General features: G+C 55.6%; 14 protein-coding genes and 2 pseudogenes. 6 read left to right on the top strand and 10 right to left on the bottom strand.

Annotated features, from left to right (window positions below):
- Nucleotides 1-55: 55 nt before the first annotated feature.
- The 3 genes from RC74_RS08070 to RC74_RS08060 are packed head-to-tail and all read right to left on the bottom strand — an operon-like array spanning nt 56 to nt 3298.
- Nucleotides 56-523, bottom strand: coding sequence for a DUF6173 family protein (locus RC74_RS08070; protein WP_039001784.1), 468 nt, complete (start codon nt 521-523; stop codon nt 56-58).
- The gene (locus RC74_RS08065; RefSeq protein WP_236940051.1) at nt 507-1583 is read right to left on the bottom strand and encodes an MBL fold metallo-hydrolase; all 1077 of its coding nucleotides are present in this window, start codon (nt 1581-1583) and stop codon (nt 507-509) included. Before RC74_RS08065 ends, RC74_RS08070 begins: the two co-directional genes overlap by 17 nt.
- Nucleotides 1580-3298, bottom strand: a complete 1719-nt coding sequence (locus RC74_RS08060; protein WP_039001783.1) for an acyl-CoA dehydrogenase family protein — start codon at nt 3296-3298, stop codon at nt 1580-1582. Before RC74_RS08060 ends, RC74_RS08065 begins: the two co-directional genes overlap by 4 nt.
- 43 nt (nt 3299-3341) lie before the next feature.
- Between RC74_RS08060 and RC74_RS08055 the strand changes: the two genes are divergently transcribed.
- Nucleotides 3342-4358, top strand: a complete 1017-nt coding sequence (locus tag RC74_RS08055; RefSeq protein ID WP_082802416.1) for an L-threonylcarbamoyladenylate synthase — start codon at nt 3342-3344, stop codon at nt 4356-4358.
- On the opposite strand, the gene RC74_RS08050 is transcribed toward RC74_RS08055, so the two are convergent.
- On the bottom strand, nt 4355-4924 hold the full coding sequence (locus tag RC74_RS08050) for a YqgE/AlgH family protein (RefSeq protein ID WP_039001998.1): 570 nt from the start codon (nt 4922-4924) through the stop codon (nt 4355-4357). The two genes, RC74_RS08055 and RC74_RS08050, sit on opposite strands and share 4 nt — an antisense overlap.
- Nucleotides 4925-5038: 114 nt before the next feature.
- Here RC74_RS08050 and RC74_RS08045 point away from each other — a divergent pair, with 114 nt between their 5' ends.
- Nucleotides 5039-5701 (top strand): protein-disulfide reductase DsbD domain-containing protein, encoded by a 663-nt coding sequence (locus tag RC74_RS08045; RefSeq protein ID WP_062628181.1) that lies wholly within the window; start codon nt 5039-5041, stop codon nt 5699-5701.
- A gap of 38 nt (nt 5702-5739) precedes the next feature.
- Nucleotides 5740-5862 (top strand): hypothetical protein, encoded by a 123-nt coding sequence (locus RC74_RS23380; RefSeq protein WP_257722132.1) that lies wholly within the window; start codon nt 5740-5742, stop codon nt 5860-5862.
- On the opposite strand, the pseudogene RC74_RS08040 reads toward RC74_RS23380, so the two are convergent.
- From RC74_RS08040 to RC74_RS08025, 4 genes and pseudogenes are all read right to left on the bottom strand, one after another.
- Nucleotides 5851-9260 (bottom strand): annotated as a pseudogene (locus RC74_RS08040) (efflux RND transporter permease subunit). The gene RC74_RS23380 and the pseudogene RC74_RS08040 sit on opposite strands and share 12 nt — an antisense overlap.
- Before the next feature lie 2 nt (nt 9261-9262).
- Nucleotides 9263-10735, bottom strand: coding sequence for an efflux RND transporter periplasmic adaptor subunit (locus tag RC74_RS08035; RefSeq protein ID WP_039001780.1), 1473 nt, complete (start codon nt 10733-10735; stop codon nt 9263-9265).
- 104 nt (nt 10736-10839) lie between these two features.
- Complete coding sequence (gene moaB / locus RC74_RS08030; RefSeq protein ID WP_039001779.1) at nt 10840-11370, bottom strand: molybdenum cofactor biosynthesis protein B; 531 nt, start codon at nt 11368-11370, stop codon at nt 10840-10842.
- Nucleotides 11363-12178: a uracil-DNA glycosylase gene (locus RC74_RS08025; RefSeq protein WP_039001997.1), complete on the bottom strand. Its 816-nt coding sequence runs from the start codon at nt 12176-12178 to the stop codon at nt 11363-11365. Before RC74_RS08025 ends, moaB begins: the two co-directional genes overlap by 8 nt.
- A 107-nt stretch (nt 12179-12285) precedes the next feature.
- Here RC74_RS08025 and RC74_RS08020 point away from each other — a divergent pair, with 107 nt between their 5' ends.
- From RC74_RS08020 to plsY, 3 genes are read left to right on the top strand one after another with little or no spacing between them, the layout of a single operon-like run.
- Nucleotides 12286-13227, top strand: a complete 942-nt coding sequence (locus RC74_RS08020; RefSeq protein WP_039001778.1) for an aspartate carbamoyltransferase catalytic subunit — start codon at nt 12286-12288, stop codon at nt 13225-13227.
- A 24-nt stretch (nt 13228-13251) separates the two neighbouring features.
- Complete coding sequence (pyrC, locus tag RC74_RS08015; protein WP_039001777.1) at nt 13252-14538, top strand: dihydroorotase; 1287 nt, start codon at nt 13252-13254, stop codon at nt 14536-14538.
- A complete protein-coding gene (plsY, locus tag RC74_RS08010) occupies nt 14525-15151 on the top strand; it encodes a glycerol-3-phosphate 1-O-acyltransferase PlsY (RefSeq protein WP_039001776.1) in 627 nt (208 codons plus the stop codon). Before pyrC ends, plsY begins: the two co-directional genes overlap by 14 nt.
- A 76-nt stretch (nt 15152-15227) precedes the next feature.
- Here plsY and RC74_RS08005 read toward each other — a convergent pair whose 3' ends face one another.
- Nucleotides 15228-15482 (bottom strand): hypothetical protein, encoded by a 255-nt coding sequence (locus RC74_RS08005; protein WP_039001775.1) that lies wholly within the window; start codon nt 15480-15482, stop codon nt 15228-15230.
- A 73-nt stretch (nt 15483-15555) separates the two neighbouring features.
- Nucleotides 15556-16925 (bottom strand): annotated as a pseudogene (locus RC74_RS08000) (glutamate--cysteine ligase).
- Nucleotides 16926-16968: the final 43 nt, after the last annotated feature.

Here is a 16968-nt window from a genome sequence, read left to right as displayed (position 1 = left end):
TGTCATGATTATCGACCAATTAAACGATTCAGAGCGGCATGTCACCCTCTGACATTCACTTGGCGCCTTCTTCTAAATCTGCCGCCAGTCGAAAGCCAATTCTATTTGGCGCGGCGGCCGCCTTCAGCTTGGGAAGAGCGCGCAGCATGACCGAGAGTTGAGAGACATGTTGGATCAATTGCGTTTTGGCACCCGAAGTTTCGGTGCCATAGAATGTAATGATATCAGGATCATAATAACCAAGCCCCTCAATCCGTAACACCCCTGCGTCGCCACCAACAAATCCCATGGCCACTTCGTGCTCATTGTCGAGCTGCTCTTCGAAGTTTTTGATATACATAATCAAGCGCTCATATGCCCAGTGAGCGGGTGTTTTTTGCCCCATTGGGGTTTTAGATACGCCCTTTGGCACCGGCTTCTGCTCAATGGTCTCAGGTGGATTTGGGCCACAATGCACTACATGCGCGCGCGGCAAGGCATCGGCTTCTACGGCTTCGGCCGTAGTTTTAATTTCCTCGTCCATCGACACTCTCCTTCACGCAATACTCCCACGCGTCATTTTCGCGGGCTGAGCGGGTGACTTTCCCCGCCAAATATAGGTGATTTACGTGCGCGATTGCTTCAACCAATGCAAGCCCGTATTCGCCCTCGCCGATTGTTCGTTTATACAGCGGAGGGAAACATTCATGTGCCGTTTTGGGGGTTTCAAGGAAGTCCAACAAACGCTCCAAACCGCTATGATGGTTTTTTATCAATTGCTTAAGCCGCGTAGGAAGGCCCGTATACGGCAGCTTGTGCCCGCCCAAAATGAACTGGTCCGCACGTGCATAGGCGCTCAAACGTTCGCAAGCCTCGAGCCATTCACCGAGGGGGTCGGCCATCGGTTCGGTGGCATAAACACCAATATTAGGCGAGATTGACGGCAGGAGTTGATCGCCCCCGATCACCAATTCGTCGTCGCGACTAAACAGACACGCATGCTCCGGCGCATGGCCGTTGCCAATGCGCACATCCCACATTCGCCCGCCAATTTCCAACGTGTCCCCTTCTTGGATACGCGAGTACCCAACCGGCATTGGCGTGACGATATCGGCAAAATTAAACGGACGTTCTTGGGAGCGTTTCGTATAGGTCGCGACTTCCATCCCCGCCTGCCGCCAAAACGTCAGGTTTTCCTCGGTTGGAAGCTCCTGATTATCAAGCGTTAACATGCGCGCGGACAGCCACGCCGTGCGTGTAGTGATCAATTCTGTACCGAATTCCGTTTGAAACCACCCCGCAAGGCCCACATGATCGGGATGGTGATGGGTCACCAAAAGGCGCGCGACGGGTTTGCCCTCCAAAGGCCCCGCCATCAAGTCTCGCCAAATCTCGCGGGTTCTTTTTGTATCAAACCCTGTGTCAACAATCGTCCAGCTTTCCCCGTCGTCAAAGGCATAGACGTTCACGTGATCCAGCTTCATCGGCAAAGGCAGGCGCATCCATAACACCCCCGGCGCAACCGTAATTGCCTCCCCCTCAGCGGGCGGCGTTTCAAACGGATATCTGATTCCCGCCGCTATTTTGCGCCCCTGCGCGTTCACGCGCCAAGGTCCTCGGCGGTGATCGCAAAGAGGTCCTTTTTCCCTTCGCGAACATGTTGAAGCAGGGCCACATGCTCGGGCAGCAATCGTTTCACATAGAAGCGTGCAAGCCGTGTGCGCGGGCCTTCGCCCTCCTCCGCCATCGCCGCTTTAAGGTGAGCATGACTGCCCAAAACAAGCGCGAAAGCCTTCAGGAAAGGAACGGCTCCGGAAAAACGGTCGCTCATATCATCTTGGCTAACGAGCCATTCCGTCGCTTCTCGCAGGGTCTCGGCGGAAGCCCAAACCGCACCCGCCATTTGCGGGAACTGGCCACGGGCGGACTCGGCATTATTTTCAACTTCTTCAAGCAAACGGAAGGCCGCGTCGCCGTCATCCATCATTTTGCGGGCCACAAGGTCCATTGCCTGAATGCCGTTCGTGCCTTCGTAAATTGCGGTGACGCGCACATCGCGGGTAAATTGCCCCGCGCCCGTTTCCTCAATATACCCCATGCCGCCGTGCACCTGAACGCCCATGGTCGAAACTTCGATCCCGACATCCGTGCCATAGGCCTTGGAGATAGGGGTTAAAAAGGCCGCCCGATCGCGCCAATCTGCCTCGCCCGTCGCGTTCCCCATGTCGATCGCAACCGCGCAAGACAGGGCGATGGAACGGGCCGCAAACACCTGTGATTTCATTGTGGCAAGCATCCGCCGCACATCCGCGTGCTCCACGATTGTGCCGCGGCCCCCTTCAACAGGTGTGCGACCTTGCTTGCGCTCAACTGCATAGGCCAAGGCATGTTGGAAGGCCGCTTCTGCAACCCCAATACCCTCGACTGCAACCCCTAGACGAGCGTTGTTCATCATGGTGAACATGGCTTTCATGCCACCATTTTCCTGCCCGACAATCCAGCCTTTCGCGCCATCAAAACTCAAAACGGCGGTCGGCGAACCGTGCAAACCTGTTTTATGCTCAAGCGACACAACCTTCAGCGTATTCGCTATCTCAGGTACACCGTTTTCATCGGGTATCAGCTTAGGCACCATAAACAGGCTAATCCCGCGCGTCCCTGCAGGAGCGTCCGGCAAGCGCGCCAAAACGAGATGACAGACGTTTTGGGTAAAATCATTGTCGGCCCAGCTGATGTATATTTTCTCACCTGTAATGGCGTATTCGCCATCGCCCATAGCCACAGCTTTCGTCGACAAAGCGCCAACATCGCTCCCCGCCGCAGATTCGGTCAGGTTCATCGTGCCACTCCATTCGCCGGAAATCAGCTTGGGGAGGTAGAGGGCTTTGATGGTGTCGCTGGCGTGATGTTCCAGCGCTTCGATTTGCCCTTGGGTAAGCAATGGATTCAACTGAAGCGCCAAACACGCGCCCGACATCATGTCGTTCACGGCGGTCAAAACCGCAAACGGCAGGCCCATACCGCCAAACTCCTCCGAGGCCGCCGCGCCAATCCATCCACCGTCGGCAATCGCGGCATAGCCTTGGGCAAAACCAGTGGATGTACGCACGACACCATTCTCAAGGCGTGCAGGTTCCAAATCCCCAATCCGATTCAACGGCGCAATCACATCGTCGCATAATTTACCCGCCTCGAGGAGAATCGCTTCCACAACATCGGGCGTCGCTTCGGCGAACTTCTCGGTTGCGTATGTCTGCTCAAGGCCCACAATATTGTCGAAAATAAACTGAAAATCAGCAGTCGGTGCGCGATAGGGCATTTGGCCTCCGTTCAACAGCTTGGCAAAAACGCCCGACGCCGTTATGTCTTGTGAATTCAAGATCGAACCTAGTACATCCCGCGCGACCATCAATAAAAACGCCACGTCAGAAAGACTTGTTATTCAAACCCTTCTCCTCCCAGAAACGCCAGACGGCGTCAATCAAGCAGCAAAAGTCTTAACGCGCGGAGGGCTTTGCGCCTTTCCGACCGAGACGGTTTACGGGCTTGGCGCCGATGCGCGCAATAGCACGGCAGTTGCGGGTATTTTCCACGCCAAAGGACGGCCCCAGTTCAATCCGCTGATCGTCCACGTCGCCTCCCTTGAGGCGGCCGAAAAGTACGGGGTGTTTAATGAGGATGCCCGCGCGCTTGCACAGGCCTTTTGGCCCGGCCCACTCACGCTTGTTGTACCTCTGCGCGCGGATGCAGGGCTGTCGAGTTTGGTCACGGCGGGGCTTGGGTCGCTTGGACTGCGCGTCCCTGCGGCTCCTTTGGCGCACGATCTTTTGCAGATCTTCCAAGGCCCTGTCGCCGCCCCTTCTGCGAATCCCTCTGGCAAGATCAGCCCCACAACTGCGGCCCATGTTGTTGACGGCCTATCGGGACGCATCGACGCGATTTTAGATGGCGGTTCCTGCGAAGTTGGCCTCGAAAGTACGATTATTGGATGCGTCACAACCCCCACGCTTTTACGGCACGGTGGGTTGCCCAAAGAAGCGATCGAACAGTGCCTCGGGCGCGACCTCGCCGACGCAAAAGAGGGCGAGATATCTGCACCGGGCCAACTTTTGAGCCACTATGCGCCCAGCGCCCCAGTGCGTCTAAATGCGACCGAAAAACTTGCGGGCGAGGTTCTTGTTGGGTTTGGCGAAACCAAAGACGCTGATCTTACACTTTCCCCTAGCGGGGACTTACATGAGGCGGCGGCGAATTTGTTTGATATCTTGCATCAAGCCAACGCCTTAAATGCCGAAAAAATCGCCTTCGCACCGATACCAGAAGTTGGACTTGGACAAGCGATTAACGACCGTCTGCGTCGCGCCGCAGCGCCGCGTTAAGCGTTGCCACACACCGAAGACAGCATCAACGGGCTCACCCCAAGCTTGGCAAGAGCCGCTTCCCATTTTTCCATGTTGTCTGCTTCAAAAACCACGTCTGGGTCCGCATCTGAGGTCAACCATCCGTTGGCGAGGATTTCGTTCTCTAACTGCCCCGGCCCCCATCCCGCATACCCCAAGGCCAACAAAGCACTTTGCGGACCATTGCCAGTACATAGATCCTCAAGAATATTTAGCGTGGCCGTCATTCCAAAATTTTGATCCACTTGAAGGGTTGTTTCGCCGCCATCGTAATCATTGGAGTGCAGCACAAATCCGCGCGCGTGCTCAACGGGGCCGCCAAAATGCACATGAATGTCGTCGCCACGATCATTGGGCGCAATCCCGAGTTGGTCTATCAGCGTGTCAAATTTCACGTTAAAGGAAGGCTTGTTAACGATGATCCCCATCGCGCCCTCGGAGGAATGGGCACAGAGATACACAACACTGTGGTCAAATCGCGTATCCCCCATTCCGGGCATCGCAATCAGAAGTTTACCGCTTAAGCTTTCCGTCACACTTATCATCTGGTTAGTTTGCTTAGAAAGTTGGCGTGTTTCAAGTGGATTAAATGGCGCAGTCACGGTGTTTTCGCTGAAATGTGATTTTCCAAAAAGGGGGTGTGTCCTATATCTGGTTATATGAAACATTTTTCCCTCTTTCGTCGTGCGTTTTTCTCTGCGGTCCTTGCCCTTACGTCAGCGGTGTCTCAAGGCTCCGCACAATCCAGCTTGGACGGCGACAAAATGGTTTCGTTGGAGATACTAACGGGGTGGCGGGCGCAGGATGGCACCCAAATCGCGGCAATAAAAATCGCGCTTGCACCAGATTGGGTGACCTATTGGCGTGTGCCGGGTGAAGCCGGAATTCCCCCGCAATTTAGCCTGACGCAAAGCGAGAATATTTCGGGGATTTCTTTTTCTTGGCCGCGCCCCAAAGCCGAAACAAAATTCGGTTTGCAATCATTTGTGTACCACGACCAAGTGATTGTACCGATGACAGTGACCCTCAAAAACCCGAGCGCACCTGCGCGCCTTGCGGGTGAAATTCAGATCGGAGTCTGCGCGGATGTCTGCATTCCCGTACAGCTTTCATTTGATACTGATTTGCCCGCAACGGGGGAAGTGGGGACCAAAGCAATCAAAAACGCCCTCTCACTGGGCGCGCGCGCATCCAAAACAACCGCGACATGTGATTTTATCCCCAGTGCCGCGGGCATGGGAGTGCGGATCACAGCGAAACTCCCCCCCTCAAAGGGCAGGAAATTGCTGTCGTTGAACACAGCGATCAATCACTCTGGGTGAGTCCGACCCGCGTTTCACGCAATGGGAACACCCTCAATGTGGAAACATCCCTTGCTAGCGACACAGGCCTCCCGACAGGGCTACAACGCAGTGATCTGCGCCTCACGGTTCTGGGCGAGAGCGACATGGTGGAGTTTATCGGCTGTCGCTCACCCAGCTAGTTTACGATTAACTTGCCGCGCCATAACCACCGCGCCAATGAGGTAAACCACCAAAGTAGCCAGCAGAATTCCCGCGACAAACACCCCAAAAGCCGTTGGCATAACGGGTCCATCTGCGAGTCTAGGAACGGCCGCAAGCAAAGGCGTCCAAAGCGCGCCCGTCAGGAGAGCGGCCCCCAAAGTTGCGGCAAAAATCACAGCGGACAGCCCCACCAAAATGGCCACACTCCATGACGCAACGGCCCCGCCCACGGGAAACCGGATCGCGCGTTTAAACGCCGCGACGTGACGCGCCGTGTCGCTTTGAATGGCGACCAAAGACGGCACAACCAACAACACAAGCACCATGCCAAATCCGAGCCCATACACCAATGTAATCACCGTTGGTTTCAGGAATTGCGCTTGGCTTGAGGTTTCAAACAATAGGGGTGAAAGGCCCAGAACAGTTGTCAGCGTGGTGAGCATGACAGGACGCAATCGATCCGCGACCCCATCAACAATCGCAGGGAACAAACCGCGTTCTTCGGCGTATTCGTCAATCGTTGTAATCAGAACGATCGAGTCGTTGATGATAATGCCCGTCATCCCGATCAGCCCTACAACCGAGAACATCGACAGTGGCACATCCCATACCGCATGGCCATAAATCGTCCCCACGAGGCCGAAGGGAATAATCGCCATCACAACAATCGGGCGCGTCCAACTCGAGAACACCCAAGCCAACACGAGGTAGATGCCCGTCAGGCACAAAATCAAACCCAGAAACGCATCATTTAGGAAATCGCGCCCCTGTTCGTCCAAGCCAGATTGATTCCACCCAACCCCGAAGTCGGACTCAATTTGAGGCAGTATTTCATCGCGCAATTGTTCCGAGATCGCCACTGCCCGCGCAGGATCATCGTCGGAGATATCCCCCGTCACAGTGACAACGCGCAGGCCATTTTCGCGCCGCACGGTCGAAAAACCAGTCTGGCGTTTTACCGTTACAATATCACCCAAAGGCACATAACTACCGCTTTCGGCCCGCAGGTAGGACTGTTCTAAGAAGTCCGCACCAAGCTCCCCTTTCGGAAGTTCAACGCGAATTTTTGCGCTCCTAGGCCCGTCTGGGTAGGTCGCCGCCTCAATACCATTTAAACGGTCGCGCAAAATGCGCCCTAAGTCATCAATAGAAAATCCGAGCGACTGGCCTTGTGGGGTCAACTCAAGAATGAGTTCTTCCTTGTCATAAGACAGCGTATCTTCAAGCGCCGAGACTTCAGGGAAAGAGATGAGCGCGGTTTTCAAGGCTTCCGCGGCCTCTTTGAGGGTAACTGCAGAAGCGCCATAAAACTGAACATCCAGCGCATCACCACCTGGGCCTGACCGGCCGCCTCTAAAGCTCACAAGTTCGGTGCGAGGTGTTTGAACCATCTCGTCCTGCAAATCGGCGAGGAAGGTAAAGCTGCTGTAAGGGCGCAGATCCGCGTCGATGAGTTCGACGGAAATTGCCCCCAAAAGCGAAGAATCTTTAGACTCGACCCCCGAAAATCCACGCCCTGCATTCCCGCCAATTTCGGCGAGGGAATAGGCCACAGGATTGGTACCATGCTCGCCCTCGTACCGCATGCCCAGCACCTCCACAGCGCGTTGCATTTCTTGCATCATCACTTTTGTGTCGTCGCGCGTGGCACCGTCCACCATGGCGAAATTCCCCGTGATGGTCGAAAGTTCTGGCGCATTAAAAAACCGCCATTGCACATCGCCTCTGATAAAAACCGCTGCCTGCGACGCCAGCAAAAGGATGCCCGCCGCAAACACAGGATAGCGAAGGCGCACCACCAATCGCATCATCGGGCGGAAAAAGTTATCGCGTACATAGCCAAAGCCACGGTTAACCACTCGACTTGGCGCGTCGTACCAATGATTTTTACCGGAATGGGCCAGAGCATGGCTGAGGTGGTTAGGTAGGATCAAAAAGCACTCAACAAGCGACGCAATCAAAACGGCGATAACGGTAAACGGAATATCCGCAATCAAGCTGCCAAACCGCCCGCCAATCGCCACCAATCCGAAAAAGGCAATCACAGTCGTGATGGTTGCAGAGAAAACAGGCGGAGCCATCCGCCGCGCGGCGTTCTCTGCGGCCTCAACAGGGGATTCCCCAAGACGCCGTGCCCGAAAATCCGCGTGTTCGCCAACAACAATCGCGTCATCCACAACGATGCCGAGCGTAATAATCAACGCAAATAGCGAGATCATGTTGAAGGTCAATCCCCCGCATACATGATTGCAACCGCCGCCAACATCGCGACGGGAATACCCGCCGCGACCCAAATTGCCGTGCGCGCGTTGAGGAACAAAAACAACAATGTAACAACGAGGGCGAGGCCCATCAAACCATTCTCAAGCAACAGATTTAACCGCCCCGTTATCGCTTCGGCGCGGGTGTTGATCAGGGCGACGGACACCCCCTGTGGAACCACCGTCCGCATCTCGGCGGCGACCTTCTCCACCTGTTTTTGAATACCGATTGCATCGCCTTGGGCCGAACGATCCACGCGGACAACAATTGCGGGATTGTCACCGACAAAATAGGCCCGATCATGATCGACGCCGTACGTGGTGATCGTTGCCACATCGCCCACTGTGAGTTGGGTGCCGTCAGATTTGCTCTCAATCACCACGGATGAGATTTCATCAATACTCTTTTTCGCGACCCCCGTGCGGACCCGAATATTGGCGCCCTCAACATCCCCTGCGGGATCAGCAGCGGCTTCTGCGGCAATGACCGAAGCGATTTGAGCCATCGAAAGGTCATTCTGAATCAGCGAGGTCGCTGTAACCTCAACGATGGTTTCTGGCGCAGAAAGGCCGCGGATACTTGCGCGTGTAACGCCCTCAGCGAATAGGCGCGCGACGAATTCATCGGCCAAACGCCCGAGTTGCTCGGCGTCTACCGGCCCAGTTAGAACCACATCCGTGACGCGATCGCGCCATGCACCGCGCCGGACAACGGGATCGTCAGCCCCCTCAGGCAGGTTGGAAATCGTATTCACGGCTGACTGAACATCATCCGTCGCGCGGGCCATGTCCCAGTCGTCTTCAAAATCGAGCGAGACCGAAGCACTACCTTCTCTTGATGTCGACGTCGAGGTTTCAACCCCCTCCACTGACAGTAACACAGGCTCCAATAATTGGATAATCGCGGAGTCCACATCCTCTGATCCGGCCCCCTCCCATCGCACCGAGACGCTTACGTTATCAATGACGATATCGGGGAAAAACTGCGCACGCATACGGGGTGCTGCGGCCAATCCAAGGGCAATCATGACCACCAAAAGGAGATTTGCTGCGGTGGCGTGACGCGTGAAATAGGACAACACACCACTTGCAGATCCGGAAAGTTTACGCGCCATGATCAGCCCCCCATCCGACCTTCAAGTCGCTCGACCACACTTGACGGGACTTTAGGTTGGGACAGCTGGCCAAGAATGCGTTCCCGCGCGTCGGCGGGCATCCGTTGATTGCTTTCGACAAAAGCGATCAACTTGCCGCGTCGCTCGTCCGTAAGTTCAACCAACTCTGGTTCGGGCTTGGCTGCTTGTTCGGTGTCTTGCACACTTAAAGGCCGCGACGGTGTTATCTTAATCCCTGCCCCCAAAAGCGGCGAACGTTCGGCGACGACTTGCCGTCCATAAAGCGCCTCTGCTTCGATCAAAACATCATCGCCCTGTCGCCGCAAAACACTCACCACAACGGACTCAAGTCGGTCTTCCTCCCCAACGGCCAAAACTTCAGAAGCGGCATTGATGGCGAGGGCAGGAATAAGGGCGGCGCGCCGCAAAACAGGCTCGTCGGCATGTACGGTCACGAAATCCCCGGGGCGGAAACCGGGCGCGTCCTCAAGACTGGCATAAAGCACGCGGCCCGTTTGCCCCTCGCCGACGCTCGCGCTTTCGCGGGTAATTTTACCCGAGACCTCTAAATCAAGGTCCAAGACATTGAGGCTCACCGAAATATTCGATCCAATCAGGCGCCCTTGCCCATCCAAAAGCCGCGCGTATTGGCCGGTGGAGACGCGAAACGCGACCTCAAGAAGCGTGGGATCAATCAGTTGCGCGATCTGTTCATTATTTGTCACCAACCCTCCCTCAACGAGGGTTACCCCCGAAAGCGTCCCTGTAAAGGCCGCATAGATTTCGGTTTCCGCAAGGCGGCGTTCGGCTTCGATTTTCTCAATATCTTGCCGCACGAGAGATGTTTTTGCTGTACTCACCCGCGCCACGGCCTGCGCGATGGCTTGGCGGCGCGACACAATCGCCTGATTGGCCGCCGCGACCGCAAGGGCTGCGGTTTCAACAGAAGCATCAGTGCCAACACCCCGCTTTCGCAAATCGTTTTGCCGCGTGAGGGCCGCTTCGCGCAGGTCCGCTTGAGCCTGTACCGCCGCGAGGTCTTCGTTCGCCAAAATCAGCGCCGCTTCCGCCTCGCTCAACTCCGCATTCGCCTCCAGAATATCCGCCGCAACCCGCTTCACCGTGTCTTGGGCATCTGCGGGATCAATACGCAAAAGAAGCTGGCCTTGGGTCACACGCCCACCTTCCTCAAACGCCTCATCCATGAAAACAACAGTCCCGCCAGATGCCGCACGCACGTCTAGAATACGCCGGCTGCGCACTTCGCCAAACGCGGTAAACACAGGGGTATGCTCGCCCGCAACCACATCAAGGACATTCGCGGCAAATGCCCGCTCGCGGACGGGTCTTTGACGATCTTCTTGCTCGGCCAAAGATCGCACGGCAGAGAACACAACCTGCCCCGCCCATGCCAAAATCCCAAGGGTGAGGGACAGTAAAAGGACGCCAATCAGGCTCCGGCCAAGAAATCGCATAAATTGTCTCCGTTGGCGCATTTTACCACAATGGGAATGGCGCCAGAATCAAGAATTCGTGTGCCGACCGACAGGGACGGATAAAGAGAATATGCAGCAGAAACTTACTTCCTACGCATTTTTTCCGTTAATCGCGGAAAAATTTCGACAAAGTTACAAGGCATGTGCCGATAATCGAGTTGGTGGACTAAAATTTCATCCCACGCATCTTTGCACGCGCCAGGACTGCCAGGCAAAGCGAACAAATATGTTCCATTTGCAACGCCCCCAGTTGCGCGGCTTTGAACGGCGGATGTGCCAATTTTCTTCATCGAAACGATTGCAAACACCGTGCCAAAGGCCTCTATCTCTTTTTCATAGACGTCGCGATGCGCTTCAACAGTAACATCGCGCCCCGTGAGGCCCGTGCCGCCCGTGGAAATAATCACGTCAATTTCAGGATCGGCACACCACGCACGCAATCGTGCCGCGATTTGGTCCCGCTCGTCGTGGATAATTTCACGCGACGCCAAAATATGCCCAGCCGCTGTAAGCCGATCCACCAAGATTTGCCCCGAACGGTCCTCCGCGAGGGAACGACTATCTGACACCGTTAAAACGGCAATGCGGACGGGTAAAAAAGCGCGTTCAGACATGGCTCAACTCCCGAAGGCGGGCTTGCAACGCCAAGAGGTCCGCCCATGCTTCGCGTTTACTCTCTGGGGAACGCAGCAGTTTCGACGGGTGCAACATAGGGAGCGCTGGCCGTTCTTGGGCCGTTGTCCATTGACCACGCTGGCGGTTGATATTCCCTTTTCCCAAAAGCGCAAGGCACGACGAATTCCCCATCAACACAACCACATCGGGGTTAGCAAGTTCAATATGACGGGCCAAAAACGGCCGCATCAAGGTAAGCTCATTCATCGTGGGTTCGCGATCTTGCGGTGTTGGCCAAGGCAAAACCGTTGTGAGGTAGAGCGCGGCTTCAGGATCAGGCGTACCACGGACATGGCCTATAGCGGCAAACATACGGTCCAATAGCTGACCTATTGCCCCATAAAACGGGGTATTGTTGCGATCTTCGTCAACGCTGGGAACTTCACCGATCACCATGATCCGCGCTTGCGGATTGCCATCGGAAAAACAAAACCCGCGCGCGCCTTTTTTCAGGTCACAGCCTTCAAATGCCTCGGTTGCGGATGCAAGTTCTGCGAGGGTCGAAGCCCCTTGTGCCGCAGCAACCGCCCTGCGACGTGCTTCTTCCAAGAGATCCTCTGCGCTCACTTCGGTATGAATAATAGGCGCAGGTTTCGCGGTTTTTTTCACAAGTGCCGCAGGGGGAGCCAGTGTCGCCGGAATTTCATAGCGATCAATCGGAGAATCTTCGATCGCCTCATCGGCACCGAGCTCGATCTGCCATTCCAACAAGGCTTTCGCCTCATAATATCCGAGTTCTGTCTCCATCCGTTTAAAGTATGCTGCGGGGGGCAAAGGGTAAAGCGGAGAAAAGAATAAATTGCCCCCGCGCGCCGTAGTTTCTATAAGCGAGAAAATCGACACAGGGGCTAGCCATGACTTTCCGCGCCAAGCATCTTTTGGGGATCGAATATCTCGCCCCAGATGAGATCACCACACTTTTAGATTTGGCCGAGACCTATGTCGAATTAAACCGCTCCAAAACCAAACATTCCGATGTTTTGGCGGGCCTGACCCAGATCAACATGTTCTTTGAAAACTCGACGCGCACACAGGCCAGCTTTGAGCTTGCAGGCAAGCGTTTGGGGGCGGACGTGATGAATATGGCAATGCAGGCCAGCAGCACGAAAAAGGGCGAAACCCTAATCGATACGGCGCTCACCCTGAATGCCATGCACCCCGATTTGCTGGTGGTGCGCCATCCACATTCCGGTGCCGTCAACCTGTTGGCCGAGAAGGTGAATTGTGCCGTTTTGAACGCGGGTGATGGCTTTCACGAGCACCCGACTCAGGCCTTGCTGGATGCCCTTACGATCCGCCGCGCCAAGGGGCGTTTGCATCGGCTCTCTATTGCCATCTGTGGCGATATTGCCCACTCGCGGGTTGCCCGCAGTAACCTGATCCTGCTTGGGAAAATGGAAAATCGTGTGCGCCTCGTTGGACCCACAACTCTGATGCCTAGTCAGATTTCCGAGTTTGGCGTCGAAGTCTTTGATGATATGCGCGAAGGCCTTGCGGACGTTGACGTTGTGATGATGCTGCGCCTCCAAAAGGAGCGAATGGACGGCGGATTTATCCCAAGCGAGCGCGAATATTACCACCGCTACGGCCTTGACGCCGAGAAGTTGTCCTATGCCAAACCCGACGCCATTGTCATGCACCCTGGCCCGATGAATCGCGGCGTCGAGATCGACGGCACTATCGCCGACGACATCAACCGCAGTGTCATTCAGGAACAAGTCGAGATGGGCGTCGCCGTTCGCATGGCCGCGATGGACCTTTTGGCCCGAAATTTGCGCAATCGTTCCGCCGCCTAATCTTCTAAGCCTAGGAAGCCAAATATGAAAACTCTGCTCGCCAACGCGATTTTGATCGACCCCGAAGACAAAACCGAAGCCCTCGGTTGGTTGCTGCTCGACGCGGGTTTGATTGCGGACAAAGGCACGGGAACGCCCCCCGCCTGCACGAACACGATCGATTGTCGCGGCCTTCACCTTGCACCCGGGATTGTGGATATCGGCGTTAAAATCGGCGAACCAGGAGAACGTCACAAGGAAAGTTTCCGCACCGCAGGCGCAGCGGCGGCGGCGGGTGGGGTCACTACAATGATCACCCGTCCCGATACCTCCCCAGCTCTCGACACGCCCGAAGCGCTGGAATTTGTGACACGTCGCGCCAACGAGGCCGCGCCCATAAATATCCTCCCCATGGCCGCCCTGACCAAAGGCCGCTTGGGCCATGAAATGGTGGAAATCGGCTTCCTTACGGATGCGGGGGCCATTGCCTTTTCCGATTGCGATCATGTGGTCGCTGATAACAAAGTTTTCTCTCGCGCACTGACTTATGCGAAAAGCCTCGGAGCATTGGTTATTGCCCACCCCCAAGACCCAAACATGTCCAAAGGCGCGGCCGTAACCTCCGGAAAATTTGCTTCGCTGCGCGGCTTGCCTGCCGTGTCGCCGATGGCCGAACGGATGGGGCTTGAGCGCGACCTCGCGTTGGTTGAAATGACCGGTGCCCGTTACCACGCCGACACACTCTCTACTGCCGCCGCCCTGCCCGCACTGCAACGCGCCAAAGACGCGGGGCTTGATGTGACCGCAGGGGTCAGTATCCATCACCTTACGCTCAACGAACTTGATGTCGGCGATTATCGCACGTTCTTTAAGGTTAAGCCGCCGTTGCGCTCCGAGGATGATCGCCTTGCGATGGTCGATGCCGTAGCCACCGGCCTGATTGACATCATCTCCTCGATGCACACCCCACAGGACGAAGAGAGCAAACGCCTCCCCTTCCAAGAGGCCGCCTCAGGCGCTGTCGCGCTCGAAACCCTGCTGCCTGCCGCCCTCCGTTTGGTCCATAGCGAGTTAATCGACCTACCGACACTATTCGCGGCACTCGCGCTTAATCCCGCAAGACGCCTCGGGCTTCCCTGTGGACGCCTCGCGATTGGCGCGCCTGCGGACCTCGTTCTATTTGATATCAATGCGCCTTTTGTGCTGGATCGTTTTTCCCTAAAGTCAAAATCTAAAAATACCCCCTTTGACGGGCAGCGAATGCAGGGCAAGGTACGGATGAGTTTTGTCGCTGGACACGCCATTTTTGGAGCCGAATATGCCGATCATTGAGACTTCCGCAGCCGTTTTGGCCCTTGCCGCAATCCTTGGCTATGTCCTTGGGTCAATTCCCTTCGGGATGATTTTGGCCAAAGCGATGGGGCTTGGGAACTTGCGGGAAATCGGCTCAGGCAACATCGGCGCCACCAACGTTTTGCGCACCGGCAACAAAACCGCCGCAGCCCTCACATTGGTTTTGGACGGGGGCAAAGGGGCGGTCGCCGTCCTCATCGCCTATGCAATGTGGGGCGAAGGCGCGGCACAAATCGCTGGACTGGCCGCGTTTTTGGGCCATTGCTATCCGGTTTGGCTGAAATTCGCGGGCGGCAAAGGTGTGGCAACTTATCTTGGGATCATGCTCGCCCTAAACCCCATAATCGGCCTCGCGGCCTGTGGCACATGGTTGGCATTTGCCGTTTTGCTCCGCTATTCTTCGCTAGCAGCGCTTATGGCGGCGGGATTTGCGCCCGTGTGGATGGTTATTTTGAGCCGTGACACTACCTTCATCCTCGGCGTTGTGCTTGCCATTCTGATCTATTGGCGACACCGCGCCAACGTCGCGCGCTTGCGGGTCGGCAGTGAGCCGAAAATCGGGCAAAAAAAGTCGCCAAAAACGGGCGCCTAAGTCGACATTTCACGGACTTCTCAAGAAAACCCACCGAAATAAATCGGCGGGTTTTTTATTCTGTTAAGAGTCTATTCTATTTATTTCCAAGGCGCTCCAAAGCTTCAGCGGAGCGGCGTGTGTTATGATAAATGCCGAGGGCCATATAGAAAAATCCGCCCATTAGGATGACGTAAAGAGACCCAAAAACTAGGAAAAGCAAGCCCGCGAAAATCCCACCTTGGCCGGGGGCGAGCATCGCCACCACACTTCCCACAAGCACGCCTAGCGCCATCAAAACAACGAGAACGCCAATAAGCTTCTCAAACGAATTAATAAAGAAATCGCGCATATCTAATCCTTCCTGTGAAATTTATACCGCAAATTTGCGCTACAAATTCCTCTAAGGCAAGAAAATCCGCGGGCTAGTAGCTGTACTCGTCGTAAATACGGGTCAAATCCCCCCCCATTCGCCGTGATACTTCTCAAGCAATTCATCGGCGGGGGTACGTCCTGTTTCGACGCTCTCTTTGAGGGTGTTCAGGAAGTGGGTTTCGTCAGGAATCAATCCGCCCGCACCGGGACGCGCACGCGCCTTAAGACCCGCATCGGCAATGGCCACACATTCGCGCGCGAGATCGAGCATTTTGATGCCGTTAAATTCGCCCTGAAGTCCATCAACCGAGGCCGCAACGCGCAGGCCTTCGCGGGTTTCCGTATCCCAATCTTTGGCCAAATCCCATGCCGCATCCAACGAGGATTGCTCGTAGCACATGCCCACCCAAAACGCGGGCAACGCACAGAGGCGACGCCACGGGCCGCCATCGGCCCCACGCATTTCAAGGAATTGTTTGATCCGCGCTTCGGGGAAAATCGTTGTTAGGTGATCGGCCCAATCAGATAGGCTTGGCTTTTCACCCGGCAGCGCGGGGAGTTCGCCTTTGAGGAAGTCGCGGAAGCTTTGGCCCAGCGCGTTGATGTATTTTCCGTCGCGATAGACAAAATACATCGGCACATCGAGCGCGTATTGCACCCAAGCTTCAAAGCCCATGCCGTCTTCAAACACAAACGGCAAGGTGCCTGTGCGATCAGGGTCAAGATCGCGCCAAACGCGGCTGCGCCATGATTTATGACCGTTTATTTTGTTTTCGAAAAACGGCGAATTCGCGAAAAGCGCGGTTGCAACGGGTTGGAGCGCGAGGGCCACCCGCAGCTTTTGCACCATATCCGCCTCAGAGCCGAAATCTATATTCACCTGAACCGTACAGGTGCGGCGCATCATCGTCGTGCCCATCGTGCCCACTTTGTTCATATAAGCGTCCATCAGCTTATAGCGCCCTTTGGGCATTAGGGGCATTTCGTCGTGCATCCAAATTGGTGCGGCCCCAAGGCCGATGAATTTGACTCCAATATGATCAGCTATTTCTTTGACTTCGCGCAGGTGGTCATTCACCTCGTCACAGGTCTCGTGGATGGTCTCAAGCGGGGCACCGGAAAGCTCCAAAGCACCTCCGGGTTCCAGCGAAACATTGGCCCCATTCTTGGTTAGGCCGATCAATTTGCCGCCCTCTTCCATCGGAGCCCAGCCGAATTTGTCGCGCAATCCGCCCAAAACGGCCACAATCGAGCGCTCGCCTTCATAGGGAAGTGGCTTGTAACTATCTTGGCAAAACCCGAATTTCTCGTGTTCCGTTCCAATGCGCCAATCAGATTTGGGCTTACAGCCGTCTTCCAAGAGTTGCGCCAATTGGTCATGGCTTTCGATGGGGCCTGCGCCGGTTTGTGGGATAGACATGAGACGGGCTCCAGTGGGTTATTGGGGTTTAAGTCGTGAGGTG

Source organism: Falsihalocynthiibacter arcticus, assembly GCF_000812665.2.
In the GTDB taxonomy this organism is placed as follows: Bacteria; Pseudomonadota; Alphaproteobacteria; order Rhodobacterales; family Rhodobacteraceae; genus Falsihalocynthiibacter; species Falsihalocynthiibacter arcticus.
The sequence above is the reverse complement of the archived record's forward strand: the minus strand, read 5'-3'. Positions and strand labels throughout refer to the sequence as shown.